The organism is Dyella sp., from assembly GCF_036746095.1.
Lineage (GTDB): Bacteria > Pseudomonadota > Gammaproteobacteria > Xanthomonadales > Rhodanobacteraceae > Dyella_B.
This window is the reverse complement of the sequence record NZ_DAIOEU010000003.1, coordinates 104,492-121,290: the sequence shown is the minus strand read 5'-3', so window position 1 is coordinate 121,290 and position 16,799 is coordinate 104,492. Positions and strand designations below refer to the sequence as shown.

Sequence of the window (16,799 nt, the reverse complement as noted above, 5' to 3'; positions counted from 1 at the left end):
GAAAGGGTCTGCCAAACCATTGCTGCTAAACTACGGCGATGATTAGTCTCGCATCCGCTCACGACACCATCCGCGCCGTGCAATGGCGTGGCGACCATCTCCGCCTGCTGGATCAGCGCTTGCTGCCCGCCGAGGAAAAATGGCTGGATTGCCGCGACTACACGGCTGTCATCCACGCCATCAAAGATCTGGCCGTGCGCGGTGCGCCAGCCATCGGCATTGCCGCAGCCTGGGGCGTTGTGCTTGCTGCGCAGCAGGACGTAGCGATGGAGCCGGCCTTGGCGGAACTTCGTGCGGCACGCCCCACCGCCGTAAACCTGATGTGGGCGCTTGATCGCATGAAGGCGCACATGGCAGCAGGCGTCGATGCGGTCGCCCTGGAGCGTGAAGCGCAGCTCATCCAGGATGAAGATCTCGCCGCCAACCGCCATATGGGTGAACTGGGCGCGGCCCTGATCGCCCCGGGCTCCGGTGTGATGACCCATTGCAACACCGGTTCGCTGGCCACCTCCGGCTATGGCACGGCGTTGGGCGTGATCCGCGCCGGCGTCGCGGCAGGTCGTGTCAACCAGGTGTTTGCAGGCGAAACGCGCCCCTGGCAGCAGGGGGCACGGCTCACCATGTGGGAGTTGGTGCGCGATGGCATTCCCGCCAAGTTGATCGCCGATTCCGCGGCGTCGCATCTGATGAAGTCCGGGGCGGTGAAATGGGTCATCGTCGGCGCCGATCGCATTGCCGCCAACGGCGACACCGCCAACAAGATCGGCACCTACCAGCTCGCCATCGCCGCCCGCCACCATGGCGTGAAGTTCATGGTGGTGGCACCGTCCTCCACCGTGGACATGGCGACGGCGTCGGGCGAGGACATCGACATCGAATTGCGTGATGCCGCGGAACTGCTCAGCGTTGCAGGCCGCCGCACGGTGGTCGAAGGCGCACAAGCCTGGAATCCGGTTTTCGACGTCACGCCGGCTTCGCTGATCGATGCGATTGTCACCGAGCGTGGTGTGATCGAACATCCCACCCTCGAGCACATGCGGGCTGTATTCGCCGCATGAGGCTGCGCCATGAGGTGATGCTGTTTGCGATCGGTGGGGCGATCGGCTTCGTCGTCGACGCTGGCATCGTGCAGACGCTGGTCACTTTCGCGCACTTCAATCCTTATGCTGGCCGAGTGATTTCTTTCCTGGCGGCTGCCACGGTGACATGGTGGTGGAACCGTAGCCATACCTTCGCCGCACGCCATAGCGGGCGTTCACTAATTGGCGAATGGCTGCACTGGATGGCATTGATGAGTGGCGGCGCAGCGGTGAATTACGCTGCCTACGTCGCCTGCCTGATGGCATTTCCGAGCTGGCATAAGTGGCCCGTGTTCGCGGTTGGCGTCGGCTCGGTTTTCGCTGCCGTGGTCAATTTCGCGAGCGCCCGCATGCTGCTTTTTCGGCGTGCCAAAACTGGCTAGTAACTTATTGATTGAAAAGGCTAAATTTAAGCCTTTTCAAGTATCGCTGTGATACAATTGCCGCCTACCGCCTGACCCTCCAGGACACGCGCCCGGCGCGCCTGTCTCGGGGCTCTTATTTGCTACCAGGGAAGCCGATTGATGGCAGATCTCGCCAAAGAAGTCATCCGCGTCAATATCGAAGACGAAATGCGCCAAAGCTACCTCGATTACGCCATGAGCGTGATCGTGGGACGCGCCCTCCCGGATGTCCGCGATGGCCTGAAGCCCGTACATCGCCGCGTGTTGTTCGGCATGTACGAGGCCAACAATGTCTGGAACCGTCCTTATGTAAAGTGCGCACGCATCGTCGGTGACGTGATGGGTAAATTCCATCCGCACGGCGACAGCTCCATTTACGATGCGCTGGTGCGCATGGCGCAGGATTTCTCGCTGCGTTATCCCTTGGTCGACGGTCAGGGCAACTTCGGTTCGATCGACGGCGATGCTGCCGCGGCGATGCGTTACACCGAATGCCGCATGGAGCGCCTGTCATCCGAACTGCTGGCCGACATCGACAAGGAAACCGTCGACTTCGTACCGAACTACGACGAGAAGGAGCTCGAACCTTCCGTTCTGCCAACACGCGTTCCCAACCTGCTGATCAACGGTTCGGCCGGTATCGCCGTCGGCATGGCCACCAACGTGCCGCCGCACAATCTCAGCGAAGTGATCGCGGCGACCATCGCGCTGATCGACGATTCGTCGCTTTCGATCGACGACCTGATGCAGCACGTGCAGGGGCCGGATTTCCCGACCGCCGGCATCATCAATGGCGCAGCGGGTATCGTCGAAGCCTATCGCACGGGTCGTGGCCGCATCCTGGTGCGTGCGCGTACCGAGATCGAAACCGAATCCAACGGCCGCGAGACGATCATCGTCCACGAGCTGCCGTACCAGGTGAACAAGGCGCGCCTGATCGAGAAGATCGCCGAACTGGTGAAAGAGAAGCGCCTCGAAGGCATCTCCGAACTGCGCGACGAATCCGATAAGGACGGCATGCGCATCGTCATCGAGATCCGTCGCGATTCGATGGCCGATGTGGTGCTCAACAACCTGTTCCAGCAGACGCAGCTGCAGGTCACCTTCGGCATCAACATGGTGGCCCTGGTCGATGGCCAGCCGCGCACGCTCAACCTGAAGGAAATCCTCGAAGCGTTCATTCGCCATCGTCGCGAAGTGGTCACGCGCCGCACGATTTTCGAGCTGCGCAAGGCACGCGCTCGCGCGCACATCCTGGAAGGCCTGGCCGTCGCGCTCGCCAACATCGACGAGATGATCGAACTGATCAAGACCTCTGCCTCGCCGCAGGAAGCGAAGGAGCGCATGCTCGCACGCAAGTGGCAGCCGGGCTTGGTGTCCGCGCTGATGGGCGCGGCAGGAGCGGAAGATTCCCGCCCGGAAGACCTGGATCCGCGCGATGGGCTGAAGCCTGATGGTTATCAGCTTTCCGAAACGCAGGCGCAGGAAATCCTGGCCATGCGCTTGCACCGCCTGACCGGGCTGGAGCAGGAGAAAATCTCCGACGAATACCGCGAGATACTGGAAACCATTCGTGGCTTGATCCTGATTCTTGAAGATCCCGCACGCCTGCTTGCGGTGATCCGCGACGAACTCGAAGTGATCAAGGCCGAATTCGGCAACGCACGCCGCACCGAAATTCAGCCTTCGCAGGAAGACCTCAACGTTCTCGACCTGATCGCGCCGGAAGACGTGGTGGTCACGCTGTCGCACGCCGGGTACGTCAAGCGCCAGCCGATCAGCATCTATCGCGCCCAGCGCCGCGGCGGCAAAGGCCGTTCTGCTTCGGCCTTGAAAGAAGAAGATTTCGTCGAACAGCTGTGGGTGGTGAACACGCACGACACGCTGCTCACCTTTACCAGCACCGGCCGCGTCTATTGGGTCAAGGTGTACCAGATGCCGGAAGCTGGTCCGAACGCGCGCGGCAAGCCGATGGTGAACCTGCTGCCGCTGGCCGAAGGTGAGAAGGTGCAAGCCGTATTACCGGTGCATGAGTACAGCGCGGATCGCTATGTGTTCTTCGCCACCTCGCAAGGCACGGTGAAGAAGACGCCGCTTACCGAATTCGAATACCAACTGCAGAAGGGCAAGATCGCCATCAACCTGGATGGCGGTGATGCACTGGTCGGCGTGGTGCTGACCGACGGCAACAGTGACGTGCTGTTGTTCGCCTCGAATGGCAAGGTCGTGCGCTTCGACGAAAGCGAAGTGCGCCCGATGGGCCGTACCGCCACCGGCGTGCGCGGCATGAAGCTCACCGACGAGGCAAAGGTCGTGTCGCTGGTGGTGGCGCAGGAAGGTGACATTCTCACCGCCACCGAACGCGGCTACGGCAAGCGCACCGAGCTTGCCGAATTCCCGAAGAAAGGCCGTGGCACGCAAGGCGTGATCGGCATCCAGTGCTCCGAACGCAATGGCGCGCTGGTAGCCGCCATCCAGGTGAGTGATACACATGAGCTGATCCTGATTTCCAACCAGGGCACATTGGTGCGTACGCGCGCGATGGAAGTGTCGCAGCTTGGCCGCAACACCCAGGGCGTCACGCTGATCCGTCTGCCGGCGGAAGAAGCGTTGGTCAGCGTAGTGCGTGTGGATGCGGACGAAAGCAACGGTGACGACGCCGAAACGGATGAAGGCGAAACACCTACGCCAGAAGCACCCATTGATACATCGCCGAACGAGTAAATTCGGCACCATTGAACGAAAAAGCCTCGGTTCTTCCGAGGCTTTTTTCTTGGCGCTGACTGCAGTGATAGGCACATGCCACGTCACTGATAGCTTACGCTGACGAGCTTGGCGCCTGGTTTGGCGTATTGTGCGTAGTAGTCCAGCAGATCGCTGGCTAGCCGAGGCTGGGCCTGTGATAAAGGCTCGACAGTGGTATTCGTTGACGGATCGGCCTGAGCCGGCGTGGCCGCCATGACAGGCACGGAAGTAGGTCGCACGATCGAGCCGGTGAAGGTGATAACGCCACCGCTGCCGGATCTTGTGGCATGTGCAGGCGTTGAAGAAGCCTGGGTCGTCGATGACAAAAGACATGCCACCAGCAATGGCATGCAAATGTTGTGATATTTCACGAGGAATCTCCCGCACACCCGGTAGACGTGACGACGCTTCCGTGCGCGCGCCGGCTGGGCATGGCCGGGTTACCGGGTCGACTATGACGCCCTAGCGTCTAATTTGTAGGAGATTTCTTGTAGTTGATGTGATCTAAAGCTCGTAGTTTTGTAGGAATTACTGAGGCAGCGTTTCGAGCATCGCCTCGGCCGTGGTTACGCGCAGCTCGCCGGGGGATTCGACATGCAGCGATTTCACCATGCCGTTTTGCGCATACAGCGAAAAACGGCGTGAGCGCATGCCCATGCCGTAAGCGCTGCCGTCCATCTCCAGCCCGAGTGCTCTGGTAAGCGCCGCATTGCCGTCGGCCAGCAGCTTGAGTCCGGCCGGCACGTGCTGGGACAGCGCCCACGCTTTCATCACGTAGGCATCGTTCACGGCCAGGCAGTAGACGTCCACGCCATGTGCTTTGAAGGCCTCGTAGTGCCGGACGTAGCCGGGCAGGTGGCGTTCCGAACAAGTAGGCGTGAAGGCGCCCGGCACCCCGAACAACACCACCTTGCGGCCGGTGAAAAGCGGGGCGGTGGTGATGCGCTGGATGTCGGTGTCGCCGTCGATCACCGCGATCGGCATGTCTGGTAGAGCTTGCCCAATTTGAATGGTCATAAGGGTATCCACTTAAAGCCATGACAACGTCGGGCATGGTATCGCCGGATCTGCCTGCCTGTCGCCTTGAAACGTATCGGTGAGGAACCTATGTGGCTGTCAAGCGGTGAACGCACCGCAACTATTTTGAGGAATACAGCCATGCATCCCAGCCGAAATACCTTCTGGAGCAGCAGCACCTTGCCAGCCGATTTTCGCCAGGCGTTTGAGCGTTTCTTCCAGAACGAAGAAAGCGACGGTTCCAGCGTCGTCACCAGCCAGTGGGCGCCCCGTGTGGACATCAAGGAAGAAGAGCAGCGCTTCGTGATCTTTGCCGACGTACCCGGCGTGGACCCAGCCAACATCGAAGTGAGCATGGAAAAGGGCATTCTCACCATCAAGGGCGAGCGCACGGTCGAGAAGCAGGAACAGAACGGCCGCTTCACGCGCGTCGAGCGCACGCAAGGCAGCTTCCACCGCCGCTTTGCCTTGCCCGATAGCGCCGATGCCGACAGCATCAGCGCTACCGGCAGGCATGGCGTGCTGGAAATCGTGATTCCGAAGAAGGCGGAAAAAGCGCCGCGCCGCATTACCATCAACACGCAGTAAGCGCGCATCGTTCCATGTTGCGTTGACGGCTCGCCGCGGACCATGATCCGCGGCGGGCCATTTGCGTTGCGGCCGACATGTTGGGGCAGACATGAGCATCGGGCAATGCTGCTCGATCCATCCTGTTGAGGAGTGGCAGTGGAATTCAAAGACTATTACGACGTGCTGGGCGTCAAGCCCGATGCCAGCGAGGCCGATATCAAGGCCGCTTATCGCAAGCTTGCGCGCAAATATCATCCGGACAAGAACAAGGAAGCCGGCGCGGAAGAGAAATTCAAGGCGATCAACGAAGCCAACGAAGTGTTGCGCGACGGCGAAAAGCGTCGCGCCTACGATCAACTGCGCGCAGGCGGGTACCGTCCCGGCGAGCAGTTCCGGCCACCGCCGAACTGGGGCCAGGGGCAGGGGTTTGATTTCGGCGATACCGGCGACGGCGATTTCAGCGACTTCTTCGAAAGCCTGTTCGGCCGCGCTGGCGCGGGCGGGCGCCATGCGCCGCGCGCGCGCCGGGGCCGCGATGTCCGCGCCCAGGTGCAGATCGACCTGCAGACCGCTTTCAGCGGTGGCCGCACCCGCCTGAACCTGGACGACGGCAGCGGCCAGGAACGCGTGCTGGAAGTGAAGATTCCCGCCGGCATCCAGCCGGGCCAGGTGATCCGGCTAAGCGGCCAGGGACACCCTGGTGGAGGCGGCGGCCCGAATGGCGACCTGATGCTGGAAGTAGGCATCCGCGATGATGCGCGCTTCAAGCTGGACGGCCGCAATGTGCTGCACGTGCTGCCGGTCAGCCCGTGGGAGGCGGCGCTGGGTGCTACGGTACCGGTGCCAACGCTGGCGGGCACGGTGGACCTGCGCATCCCGGCCGGCACGCAATCGGGCCGCAAGTTGCGTCTGAAAGGTCGTGGCATGCCAGGCCCGGCGCCCGGCGATCAGCTGGTCGAAGTGTCGATCAGGGTGCCGCTGGCAGAGAACGATGCGCAGCGCCAAGCCTATGAAACGCTGCAGGCGCAATTTGCGCATTACGATCCGCGGCAGTGAACATGCTTGGGACACGGAAACAAAAAACGGCGCCGCAATGGCGCCGTTTTCTTGTTGAACACAACCTGCGGTTCGCCATCAGGCGGGCAGCAATTCCTTCAATACTTTCACCAGTTCATCTTCCTTGATCGGCTTGGTGACATACGCCTTCGCGCCCTGGCGCATGCCCCACACCTTGTCGGTTTCCTGGTCCTTGGTGGTGACCAGCACGATCGGAATATGCGCGGTTTCCGGATCCTTGCTGATGGTGCGCGTGGCCTGGAAACCGTTGAGGTTCGGCATCACCACGTCCATCAGGATGAGTGCAGGCTTTTCCTGCTTCGCCACCGCCACACCCGCGGCACCGTCCTCGGCGGTCAGCGTTTCATGGCCGAGCTTCTCGACGATGCGCTTGATACCGAGGAGCTGCGACGGCGAATCGTCGACGATCAGAATGCGTGCCATAAGGTGGGAATCCCCTAGTCGTTTCGTTAATTCTATGTCGCCGTGGCGACGCTTCCAAGCATAGCCTGCGTTAAACGTGATCCATGCGCACTATCGTGCGGCCGAAGGATTCGCCTGCCAGCATATGCTCGAAGACTTCCGGAAGCTGCGCCAAGGTAATTTCCCGCGTAGCGATGCGGTCAAGGTGGCGCGGCTTCCAGTCGCTGGCCAGATGGTGCCATACCCGCCCGCGAATAGCCCGGGCCGTGCCGGCCGAGGCAATGCCCAGCAGACTGACGCCGCGAATGATGAACGGCATCACCGTGCTTTCCAGGCCAATGCCGCCAGCGTTGCCGCAGATGGCAACGTTGCCGTAAGGGGTGATCAATGGCAGCAGGCCAGCCAGCATCGCGCCCCCAACGTTGTCCAGCGCGCCGCCGAAGCGCGCCGAATCCATCGGCTTGCCGCTGACAGCCCATTGGTGACGATCGATGCATTCGACAGCACCAAGACTGCGCAGGAAATCGAAATGTGCCGCCTTGCCGCTGATCGCGTGCACGTCATAACCGGCGCGCGTGAAGATATCGATCGCCAGCATGCCCACGCCACCGCTGGCGCCACTGACGGCGATAGGGCCGAGCGCGGGTGTTTGGCCGTTGTCCTGCATGCGCAGCAGCGCCAGCGCGGCCGTAAAGCCGGCTGTTCCAAGGATCATGCTTTCGCGCAGGCTCAACGCATCCGGTAGCGGAATCGCCCATTGCGAAGGCAGGCGAATGTATTGGCCGTAACCGCCATCGCGCGTTTCGGAAAGGCTGCTGCCGGTGCACAGAACCTTGTCGCCTTCCTTGAACAGCGCATCGGCGGAAGCGGCCACCACGCCTGCTGCATCGATACCGCCGTTGAGCGGATACTGCCGAAGAATCTTGCCTTTGCCGGTGCCGGCCAGCGCATCTTTGTAGTTCACCGACGAGTAGGCCACTTTCACCAGCACTTCGCCCGCACTGAGTGCATCGGTGTGCATGGTTTCGATGCCGCCACGATAACCGTGGGCATCGTTGTGAATGCGGAAGGCTTGGAACGTCGTCATGGTGGGAGTCTCATGCCTTGATGCTGGACGCATCGACGACGCGTGGCGTGACGGCGGCGTCGGAGTGAGCTGTCCAGTCGAACAGCTCGCTGATGGATTCGCCGAACCACACACTGTCGCGCCGGCCTGGTGCCACGAAACCTTCGGCAACCATGTGGTTCATCATGCTGCGCAGGTGACTGTAGTAGCCATGCGTATTGAGGAAAGCGCACGGATAGCGATGCAGACCGAGTTGCGCCCAAGTGAGCATCTCGAACATTTCATCCATGGTGCCGAAGCCACCGGGCAGGGCGACGAACGCGTCGGAGAGTTCGTACATCCGCGTTTTGCGCTGATGCATGGTGTCGACCACCACCAATTCGGTGAGGCCTGTGTGCGCCACCTCGCGATCGACCAGCTGTCGTGGAATCACGCCGATCACTTTGCCGCCACCGGCGAGCGCAGCGTTGGCCACCGTGCCCATCAAGCCGACCTTGCCGCCGCCGTACACCAGGGCAATGCCGCGGCGCGCCAGTTCCAGGCCGAAGGCATGGGCGGTTTCGACGTAGATGGGGTGTTGGCCGCTTTGGGAGCCGCAGTAGACGCAGAAGGCGGTGGGTTGGGGCATAGGATTGATGGGCTCGCTTTGGGCCCGTCGTGCCGGCGAAGGCCAGCATCCAGTTCAAATACGCGTCCGAAGGACACAAAAACTATCCTGAGTGCTTCGCACAACACATTGAAACTGGATTCCGGCCTTCGCCGGAATGACGGTGGTGAGAATTGCGGGTCGTTGAAACCAAACGGCCCGCCCATGTCGCCACGAGCGGGCCGTTCTTCACATGATGGCACGAGGCCTCAGTTGCCCTTGTGAATCGCGCGCTTGTCCACCGACAGCGCCGCTTCGTGCACAGCTTCCGAAAGTGTCGGATGGGCGTGGACGATGCGGGCCAGGTCTTCGGCGGAGCCCTTGAACTCCATCGCCACCACGGCTTCGGCGATCAACTCGGACACGCCCGGGCCGACCATGTGCACACCCAGCAGGCGGTCGGTCTCGGCATGGGCGAGGACCTTCACCTGGCCGATGGCCTCGTTCATCGCCACGGCGCGGCCGATGGCGGCGAACGGGAAGGTGCCGACCTTGTACGGAATGCCCAGTTCCTTCAGTTCCTTCTCGGTCTTGCCGGCCCAGGCAATTTCGGGCTCGGTGTAGATTACCCACGGCACCGTATCAAGGTTGATGTGGCCGGCCTTGCCGGCGATCCACTCGGCCACCGCCACGCCTTCCTCGGAGCCCTTGTGCGCCAGCATTGGGCCGCGCACGGCGTCACCGATCGCCCACACGCCGTCCACGCCGGTGTGGTTGTGCTCGTCCACCACGATGCGGCCACGCTCGTCCAGCTTCACGCCGGTGTCGCCGGCCAGCAGGCCTTCGGTGTAAGCCCGGCGGCCAACGGCCACCAGCAGCTTGTCGACGGTGAGTTCGTGTGCACCGTCCTTGTCTTCGTAGGTGAGCGCGACTTCATTCTTCTTCACCTCGGCATTGGTCAGCTTGGCGCCGAGCTTGATGGTGAGGCCCTGCTTCTCGAATTCCTTCTTGGCGATCTTGGCGACGTCCTGATCGGCGACTGCGAGGAAATCCGGCAGTGCTTCGAGAATCGTCACCTGTGCGCCCAGGCGGTTCCACACGCTGCCCAGTTCCAGGCCGATCACGCCGGCGCCGATCACGCCCAGGCGCTTCGGCACTTCAGTGATGTCGAGCGCGCCGGCGTTGTCGATGATGTTCTTGCCATCGAACTTGGCGAACGGCAACTCGATCGGCACCGAGCCGGAAGCGAGGATCACATTGGTGGCGCTGATCGTCTGCTTGGTTCCGTCGTTGCCGGTGATCTCGACGTTGTTGCCTTTCAGCAACTTGCCCTTGCCGAAGAACGGCGTGACCTTGTTGGCCTTGAACAGCTGGCCGATGCCGCCAGTGAACTGCTTGACGATCTTGTCCTTGCGGCCGATGAAGGTGGCCATGTCCACTTTGGCGTTCTCGACGCTGATGCCGTGTGCCGGCAAGTTGTGCGAGAGGTTGAAGTACTGCTTGGACGAATCGAGCAGCGCCTTGGACGGAATGCAGCCCACGTTGAGGCAGGTGCCACCGAGGGCTTGCTTGCCGTCCTTGCCGATGAAGGCGTCCACGCAGGCGGTCTTGAGGCCAAGCTGCGCGGCGCGGATCGCGGCCACATAACCGGCAGGGCCGGCGCCGATGACGATGACGTCGAATTTGTCGCTCATGGTTTGAGTTTCCTAAGGCGCGGAATCGTGCCGTATATGGCGGCGCGTGAGGGATTTCGAAAGAGGGGTGGCCAGGGCTGCAGCGAGTGCACCCTGGCCGGTGGGCGATTACATGCCCAGCAACATACGTTGCGGATTTTCCAGCTGGTTCTTGATGTCGACCAGGAACAGCACCGCATCCTTGCCATCGATGATGCGGTGATCGTAGGAGATCGCCAGATACATCATCGGCGCGGCGATCACCTGGCCGTTCTCGACGATCGCACGCTCCTTGATGGTGTGCATGCCGAGGATCGCGCTCTGCGGCGGGTTGACGATCGGCGTCGACAGCAGCGAACCGAAGGTGCCGCCGTTGGTGATGGTGAAGGTGCCGCCTTGCAGGTCATCCAGGCCCAGCTTGCCTTCGCGCGCTTTCTTGGCGTAGTTGGCGATGCCTTTTTCAACATCGGCGAAGCTCATGTTCTGCGTGTCGCGCAGCACCGGCGTCACCAGGCCCTTGTCGGTGGCCACGGCGATCGAGATGTCCTGGTAGCCGTGATAGACGATGTCGTTGCCATCGACCGAAGCATTGATGATTGGATGACGCTTCAGCGCTTCGGCAGCAGCCTTCACGAAGAAGCTCATGAAGCCGAGCTTCACGCCGTTGGCCTTTTCGAACTGCTCGCCCAGCGTCTTGCGCATCTTGCTGACTTCGGCGAGGTTCACTTCGTTGAACGAGGTGAGCATCGCGATGGAGTTCTTCGACTGCATCAGGCGCTCGGCGATGCGCGCGCGGATGCGCGTCATCGGCACGCGCTCTTCCGGACGGGCACCCGGTGTCGGAGCAACCGACGGTGCAGCAGCGGCAGGAGCTCCGCCCTTGCCGTAGTTCACCAGGTCTTCCTTGGTGACGCGGCCATCGCGGCCGGTGCCGGCAACCTTGGAGACGTCGATCTTTTCTTCGGTAGCGACGCGCAGGCCGGCAGGGGAGAGGTTTTCCGAGCCCTTGGCAGCGGCCGCCTGAGGGGCCGCAGCGGCAGGCGCCGGAGCCGCGGCGGCCGGTGCGGGAGCGGGAGCAGCAGCGACAGCGCCTTCCTCGATCACCGCGATCACCTGCTGGCTGGTCACTGTGTCGCCCTGTTGGAACTTCAGTTCCTTCAACACGCCATCGACCGGCGCGGGCACTTCCAGCACGACCTTGTCGGTTTCCAGGTCGACCAGGTTTTCATCGCGCTTGACCGCATCGCCGGCCTTCTTGTGCCAGGTGGCGATGGTGGCGTCGGAGACGGACTCGGGCAGAACGGGGACTTTGACTTCGGTGGACATGATGTAAGGAATCCTGGGTAGTTATTCTGCTGAGTGATCGGAACCGACCGGAGCGACCAGCGCCTGTTCGACCAGCGCGGCCTGTTCGGCGACGTGATCGTTGAGGTGGCCGGCAGCGGGCGCGGGCGAGCGCGCACGACCGGCGTAGGAGAGGCTTTGCTTGGTGCCCACGCAAGCTTGCAGGTGGTGGCGGATCTGGAACCAGGCGCCCTGGTTCATCGGCTCTTCCTGGCACCACACCACTTCCTTGGCGGAAGGGTATTTCTCCAGTTCCGCCATGACTTCCGGGCGCGGGAACGGATAGAGCTGCTCCACGCGCACGATCGCCACGTCGCCGAGGCCGCGCTTGTCGGATTCTTCCAGCAGGTCGTAGTAGACCTTGCCCGCGCACAGCACCACACGCTTGACCTTCTTCGCCGCCAAGTCGCGATGCTCGCCGATCACCAGCTGGAAGCTGCCGTTGGCCAGCTCGTCCAGCGTGGACACCGCGAGCTTGTGGCGCAGCAGCGACTTGGGCGTCATCACGATCAGCGGCTTGCGCGCCGGGCGCAGCATCTGGCGGCGGATCATGTGGAAATCCTGCGCCGGCGTGGTCGGCACGCAAACTTGCATGTTGTCCAGCGCGCACAGCTGCAGGAAGCGTTCCAGGCGGGCGGAGGAGTGTTCCGGGCCCTGGCCTTCGTAACCGTGCGGCAGATACAGCGCCAGGCCGCACAGACGATCCCACTTCGCTTCGCCGGAGCTGATGAACTGGTCGATCACCACTTGCGCGCCGTTGGCGAAGTCGCCGAATTGCGCTTCCCAGATATTGAGCGTGTACGGGTCGGTGGTGGCGTGGCCGTATTCGAACGCCATCACGGCTTCTTCGCTGAGCAGCGAGTCGATCACTTCGACGTTCGCATCCGGACGCAGCGAGGCGAGCGGCAGGTAGGTGTGGCCGTCCTTCTGGTCATGCAGCACAGCATGACGATGGAAGAACGTGCCGCGGCCCGCGTCCTGGCCGACCATGCGCAAGTTGTGCCCTTCGTCGACGAGCGTGGCGTAGGCGAGATTTTCGGCAAAGCCCCAGTCGCCCGGCAATTCGCCGGCAGCCATCTTGCGGCGGTCGTCGTAGATCTTGTTGACGCGTGCGTGCAGGGTCAGGTCCTGCGGCAGCGTGAGAATGCGGTTGGCCAGCTCGACCAGCTTCGCCTTGTCGAGATTGGATGTGTAGCCGGTCGACAGCTTGCCGCCGATGAACTGGCTCCAATCCACCTCCACATCCTTGGTGAGCGACGGGTGCAGGTCGGTCATCGCCGCGCCTGCTTCCAAGCGGTTGCGGTATTCCTCGGCCAGCCTGGAAGCGTCCCCTTCTGCCAGCACGCCTTCCTTCACCAGCTGCTGCGCGTAGAGCTCGCGCGTGGTGGGGCGCTTGCGGATGATCTGGTACATCACCGGCTGCGTGGCGGCCGGTTCGTCCGCTTCATTATGGCCATGGCGGCGGTAGCACACCAGGTCGATCATGACGTCCTTGCGGAACGTCTTGCGGAATTCGTAGGCGAGACGGGTAACCTGGATCACTGCTTCCGGATCGTCGCCGTTCACATGGAACACCGGGCTGTTGATCATCTTGATCACGTCGGTGCAGTACAGCGTGGAGCGTGCATCCTGCGGATTGGAGGTAGTGAAGCCCACCTGGTTGTTCACCGCGATGTGCAGCGTGCCGCCGATCTTGAAGCCGCGCGCCTGCGACATGTTGAACAGTTCCATGTTCACGCCCTGGCCGGCCAGGGCGGCATCACCGTGGATCAGCACGGCGAACGACTTGGTGTGCTCGGTATCCTTGCGGCGGGCCTGGCGCGCATGCACGGAACCGGCCACCACCGGGTTGACGATTTCCAGGTGCGAGGGGTTGAACGCCAGCGCCACGTGCACGCCGCCCTTGGGCGTGCGCACGTCGGCTGAGAAACCCATGTGGTATTTCACGTCGCCGGAGTGGGCGGGGTCGTCCTCGTGATGTTCGAAGATGCCTTCGAATTCGTTGAACAAGGTCTTCGGCGGCTTGCCGAGAATGTTCACCAGCACGTTCAAGCGACCGCGGTGGGCCATGCCGATGACCACATCGCGAATGTTTTCGTCACCTGCGGCGCGCACGATGTCGTCGACCATGGGGATCAGGCTGTCGCCGCCTTCCAGCGAGAAGCGCTTCTGGCCGACGTATTTGGTGTGCAGGTAGCGCTCCAGGCCTTCAGCCCCGGTGAGGCTGCCGAGCAGGCGCTGCTTGGCGGCCTTGTCCAGTCCGGCATTGCCATTGGCCTGTTCCAGGCGCGAGTACAACCAGTTGCGCTGCGCATGATCGGAGATGTGCATGAACTCCACGCCGATCGTGCTGGTGTAGACGCGCTTGAGGCGCGCGAACAGCTCGCGCAGCTTCATGCGCTGGCCACCGCCGGCGAAGTTGCCGCAATCGAACTCGGTGTCGAGATCGGCGTCGGACAATCCGTGGAAGGGCAGATCGAGGTCCGGCGCGTGGATTTTGTGGGCCAGGCCCAGTGGGTCGAGGTTGGCAGCCAAATGGCCACGCGAGCGGTAAGCCGTCAGCAGGCGCAGCACGCCGGCCTGTTTGCGCGCATGTTCATCACTGGCGGGCGCGGTCGCAACGAAACTTGGGCCCCGTTTTTGCGCCGCCTCTATACGCGCAATGGCCGCGCCGTGGGAGACGTCTCCCGACTCGCGGCCCTTGAAGGTCTGGAAGTAGGTATTCCATTCGGCTGATACCGATGCGGGATCGGCTAGCCAGGCGTCATACAACGATTCGACATAATCGGCGTTGCCGCCTGCGAGTTGCGAGGATTCGGAAAACTCGCGGATCAGGTTTGTGCTCACGTCACCACCGGCAGGGAAGGGAAGCCTCAGCGGACCGCCTTGTGTCGAGGACCCGGGTTCGCTGGCGAAAAATCCTGTTAATTATAGCCTGCGGCTTCCGCACCGCGGCAAGCCGATCTACGGTGTCGCGGAGAGTTGCACGATGCGGCCGCGAAGGGCGCGAAGGCAGCGGGGACAAGATCTTGGGCGCTTCCGGTTGCCACGCTGGGTGCGGAAGTCGAAGGCCCCGCATGGATGGGTGTTCAGCCCGCGGTTTACAAGGCCAGCCCCTGGAGCTGCGTGGCCGGCATGGCGCGTTGCCAGATCTGTTCGAACTGCAACAGCAGGGGCGCTTGTCCTGGACCATCTTTGAGGGCTGCGCGCCCCTCCGAACGATCGGCATCGGGCAGGAACAAATAGCCGTTTGTATCGTTGAGCAACCAGCTGCTTGTTTCTGTCTCCGAACGGGTGTCTTCTTCGACCGGCGTGCGAATGCGCAGCACGCTGGGCATGCGCTGGGCCAGATCGATCAGGCGATGGCCGGTGCGCAGCGCCGCGGCTGGATCGCCGAGCACGATGCGGATTTCAGCCCCGCGCCCGGAGATGGCAATGCGACGAAGCTCGGCCAACTCGTCGGGACTGCTGAAAGCGTCTGCGGGCAGCACGGGCAAATGGATCGCCAGCTTGTGGCGGACGGCGGCCAGCAATGCCAGCCGCATCGCTGCAATGGCCTCGGGTCCGCTCACCGCGCGGATACCCTCGTCCGTCGAGGCAGGCGGTGTGCTCATGCGTTGCGCCCGCGCAGCCGACGAAGAATCAGGTAGCCGTCGTTGATCAGGGCCAGCAGCAAGGCGCAGTCCTTACCGGACATATCAAAGGGCGGCGAAATCGTGCGCTGCTCGCATAGCTGCGTGGCCCAGCGCGACGAAGCCGAATAGGCATGCCCGTTTGCGAACAGCGTGCAGCGTTTGCCAGCTTGCCCCCAAGCCATGCGGGACCAGGGATGACGCAGCAGCGATGCGCCGCCCTGCAATTGTTTCATCAATGCTGCCTCGCCTAGTGGCTTGGACGGCGCCAACGGCGCCTGGGCGGTGCGATAGCGGGTGATGAAGCGGCCGAACCAATCGAGCAGCGTGGCGTCGTCCAGCGTTTGGGTAAACGACACGGCGTCGCGCACGCGTTGCAGGGCTGCTTTGTCGATTTCGCCCGCGCGCTTGGCCGGCGACAGGTTCGGGTCGGCATAGCGCTGGTCTTCCGACAGATGCTCGGCGAGGTAGTCGGCCAGGTCGCCCACCAGCTCCGCTTGCGACGGTGCGCGCATGCCTACCGAGAAAGTCATGCAAGGGCCGCCGAACGCGACGCCGTCGTGCGGTACGCCAGGCGGCAGATACAGCATGTCGCCCGGTTCGAGCAGCCAATCGTGCGTGGGCTCGAAGTGGACGAGCTGCTTTAGCTCGACGTCGCTGCGGAAATCCTTCGGCGCGTGCGGATCGGTACTGACCGCCCAGTGCCGTTGCCCCAGCCCTTGCAGCAGAAACACGTCGTACTGGTCGACGTGCGCGCCAACCCCGCCGCCCGGTTCGGCATAGGAGATCATCACGTCATCCACGCGCCAGTTCGGCAGAAACGAAAAATGATCGAGCAGGGCGGCCACGTCCATGTCCCACTTGTCCACGTCCTGCACCAGCAGCGTCCAATTGGCGTCGCCCGTCTGGGCGAAATCGCTTTCCTGCAGCGGGCCGGCCTTCACCTGCCAGCGTTCGCGGTCTTCGTCGTGCTGGATAAGGCGCGCCAGGGCGCCTTCTTCGCAGGCCAGTCCGGCCAGGTCTTCCGGCGCGATGGGAGGGAGGAAGTCAGGAAAGGCATTGCGGATAAGCAAGGGCCGTTTCTGCCAGTAGTCGCGGAGGAACTGCGCGGCCGTCATGCCCATCGGCAACCGGGCCGAGCCTTGCACTTCGATGGGCAGGGATTTGCGGGAGGGGTGTGAAAGCGTCATGGGGCGGCATTGTA

Annotated in this window: 15 protein-coding genes; 5 read left to right on the top strand and 10 right to left on the bottom strand. The window is 62.5% G+C overall.

Going from position 1 to position 16,799, the window contains the following annotated elements; genetic code table 11:
* The first annotated feature begins 38 nt into the window (after positions 1-38).
* The 3 genes from mtnA (at position 39) to gyrA (ending at position 4,207) form a co-directional block, all read left to right on the top strand.
* The gene (mtnA, locus tag V7M64_RS02860) at positions 39-1,058 is read left to right on the top strand and encodes an S-methyl-5-thioribose-1-phosphate isomerase (protein WP_333676876.1); all 1,020 of its coding nucleotides are present in this window, start codon (positions 39-41) and stop codon (positions 1,056-1,058) included.
* Positions 1,055-1,462, top strand: coding sequence for a GtrA family protein (locus V7M64_RS02855; protein ID WP_333676874.1), 408 nt, complete (start codon positions 1,055-1,057; stop codon positions 1,460-1,462). The genes mtnA and V7M64_RS02855 overlap by 4 nt, the downstream gene beginning before the upstream one ends.
* Before the next feature lie 141 nt (positions 1,463-1,603).
* On the top strand, positions 1,604-4,207 hold the full coding sequence (gene gyrA, locus V7M64_RS02850; RefSeq protein ID WP_333676872.1) for a DNA gyrase subunit A: 2,604 nt from the start codon (positions 1,604-1,606) through the stop codon (positions 4,205-4,207).
* An 83-nt stretch (positions 4,208-4,290) separates the two neighbouring features.
* On the opposite strand, the gene V7M64_RS02845 is transcribed toward gyrA, so the two are convergent.
* Together V7M64_RS02845 and V7M64_RS02840 are read right to left on the bottom strand one after the other, a co-directional pair.
* A complete protein-coding gene (locus V7M64_RS02845; protein ID WP_333676870.1) occupies positions 4,291-4,599 on the bottom strand; it encodes a hypothetical protein in 309 nt (102 codons plus the stop codon).
* 157 nt (positions 4,600-4,756) lie between these two features.
* Positions 4,757-5,245 carry a peroxiredoxin gene (locus tag V7M64_RS02840; protein ID WP_333676868.1) on the bottom strand — a complete coding sequence of 163 codons (489 nt, stop codon included), beginning with the start codon at positions 5,243-5,245 and terminating at the stop codon, positions 4,757-4,759.
* Positions 5,246-5,386: 141 nt separating this feature from the next.
* Between V7M64_RS02840 and V7M64_RS02835 the strand changes: the two genes are divergently transcribed.
* Positions 5,387-5,833 (top strand): Hsp20/alpha crystallin family protein, encoded by a 447-nt coding sequence (locus tag V7M64_RS02835; RefSeq protein ID WP_333676866.1) that lies wholly within the window; start codon positions 5,387-5,389, stop codon positions 5,831-5,833.
* Between the two features lie 138 nt (positions 5,834-5,971).
* Positions 5,972-6,871 (top strand): DnaJ C-terminal domain-containing protein, encoded by a 900-nt coding sequence (locus V7M64_RS02830; protein ID WP_333676864.1) that lies wholly within the window; start codon positions 5,972-5,974, stop codon positions 6,869-6,871.
* Between the two features lie 78 nt (positions 6,872-6,949).
* Here V7M64_RS02830 and pilH read toward each other — a convergent pair whose 3' ends face one another.
* From pilH to V7M64_RS02790, 8 genes are all read right to left on the bottom strand, one after another.
* Positions 6,950-7,315, bottom strand: a complete 366-nt coding sequence (gene pilH, locus V7M64_RS02825) for a twitching motility response regulator PilH (protein ID WP_324150953.1) — start codon at positions 7,313-7,315, stop codon at positions 6,950-6,952.
* Between the two features lie 70 nt (positions 7,316-7,385).
* The gene (locus tag V7M64_RS02820; RefSeq protein ID WP_333676860.1) at positions 7,386-8,381 is read right to left on the bottom strand and encodes a YhdH/YhfP family quinone oxidoreductase; all 996 of its coding nucleotides are present in this window, start codon (positions 8,379-8,381) and stop codon (positions 7,386-7,388) included.
* Between the two features lie 10 nt (positions 8,382-8,391).
* The gene (locus tag V7M64_RS02815) at positions 8,392-8,988 is read right to left on the bottom strand and encodes a TIGR00730 family Rossman fold protein (protein ID WP_333676858.1); all 597 of its coding nucleotides are present in this window, start codon (positions 8,986-8,988) and stop codon (positions 8,392-8,394) included.
* 227 nt (positions 8,989-9,215) lie between these two features.
* Positions 9,216-10,640, bottom strand: coding sequence for a dihydrolipoyl dehydrogenase (gene lpdA, locus V7M64_RS02810; protein ID WP_333676856.1), 1,425 nt, complete (start codon positions 10,638-10,640; stop codon positions 9,216-9,218).
* A gap of 108 nt (positions 10,641-10,748) precedes the next feature.
* Positions 10,749-11,945 (bottom strand): 2-oxoglutarate dehydrogenase complex dihydrolipoyllysine-residue succinyltransferase, encoded by a 1,197-nt coding sequence (gene odhB / locus V7M64_RS02805; RefSeq protein WP_333676855.1) that lies wholly within the window; start codon positions 11,943-11,945, stop codon positions 10,749-10,751.
* A gap of 21 nt (positions 11,946-11,966) precedes the next feature.
* On the bottom strand, positions 11,967-14,810 hold the full coding sequence (locus V7M64_RS02800; protein WP_333676853.1) for a 2-oxoglutarate dehydrogenase E1 component: 2,844 nt from the start codon (positions 14,808-14,810) through the stop codon (positions 11,967-11,969).
* Between the two features lie 254 nt (positions 14,811-15,064).
* Positions 15,065-15,577 carry a hypothetical protein gene (locus V7M64_RS02795; RefSeq protein WP_333676852.1) on the bottom strand — a complete coding sequence of 171 codons (513 nt, stop codon included), beginning with the start codon at positions 15,575-15,577 and terminating at the stop codon, positions 15,065-15,067.
* Positions 15,574-16,785 (bottom strand): cupin domain-containing protein, encoded by a 1,212-nt coding sequence (locus V7M64_RS02790; protein WP_333676851.1) that lies wholly within the window; start codon positions 16,783-16,785, stop codon positions 15,574-15,576. The genes V7M64_RS02795 and V7M64_RS02790 overlap by 4 nt, the downstream gene beginning before the upstream one ends.
* Positions 16,786-16,799 lie beyond the last annotated feature (14 nt).

Coding starts and splice junctions, on each gene's coding strand:
- mtnA (WP_333676876.1), top strand. CDS start 39: ATGATTAGTCTCGCATCCGCTCACGACACCATCCGCGCCGTGCAATGG.
- V7M64_RS02855 (WP_333676874.1), top strand. CDS start 1,055: ATGAGGCTGCGCCATGAGGTGATGCTGTTTGCGATCGGTGGGGCGATC.
- gyrA (WP_333676872.1), top strand. CDS start 1,604: ATGGCAGATCTCGCCAAAGAAGTCATCCGCGTCAATATCGAAGACGAA.
- V7M64_RS02840 (WP_333676868.1), bottom strand. CDS start 5,245: ATGACCATTCAAATTGGGCAAGCTCTACCAGACATGCCGATCGCGGTG.
- V7M64_RS02835 (WP_333676866.1), top strand. CDS start 5,387: ATGCATCCCAGCCGAAATACCTTCTGGAGCAGCAGCACCTTGCCAGCC.
- pilH (WP_324150953.1), bottom strand. CDS start 7,315: ATGGCACGCATTCTGATCGTCGACGATTCGCCGTCGCAGCTCCTCGGT.
- V7M64_RS02820 (WP_333676860.1), bottom strand. CDS start 8,381: ATGACGACGTTCCAAGCCTTCCGCATTCACAACGATGCCCACGGTTAT.
- V7M64_RS02815 (WP_333676858.1), bottom strand. CDS start 8,988: ATGCCCCAACCCACCGCCTTCTGCGTCTACTGCGGCTCCCAAAGCGGC.
- lpdA (WP_333676856.1), bottom strand. CDS start 10,640: ATGAGCGACAAATTCGACGTCATCGTCATCGGCGCCGGCCCTGCCGGT.
- odhB (WP_333676855.1), bottom strand. CDS start 11,945: ATGTCCACCGAAGTCAAAGTCCCCGTTCTGCCCGAGTCCGTCTCCGAC.
- V7M64_RS02795 (WP_333676852.1), bottom strand. CDS start 15,577: ATGAGCACACCGCCTGCCTCGACGGACGAGGGTATCCGCGCGGTGAGC.
- V7M64_RS02790 (WP_333676851.1), bottom strand. CDS start 16,785: ATGACGCTTTCACACCCCTCCCGCAAATCCCTGCCCATCGAAGTGCAA.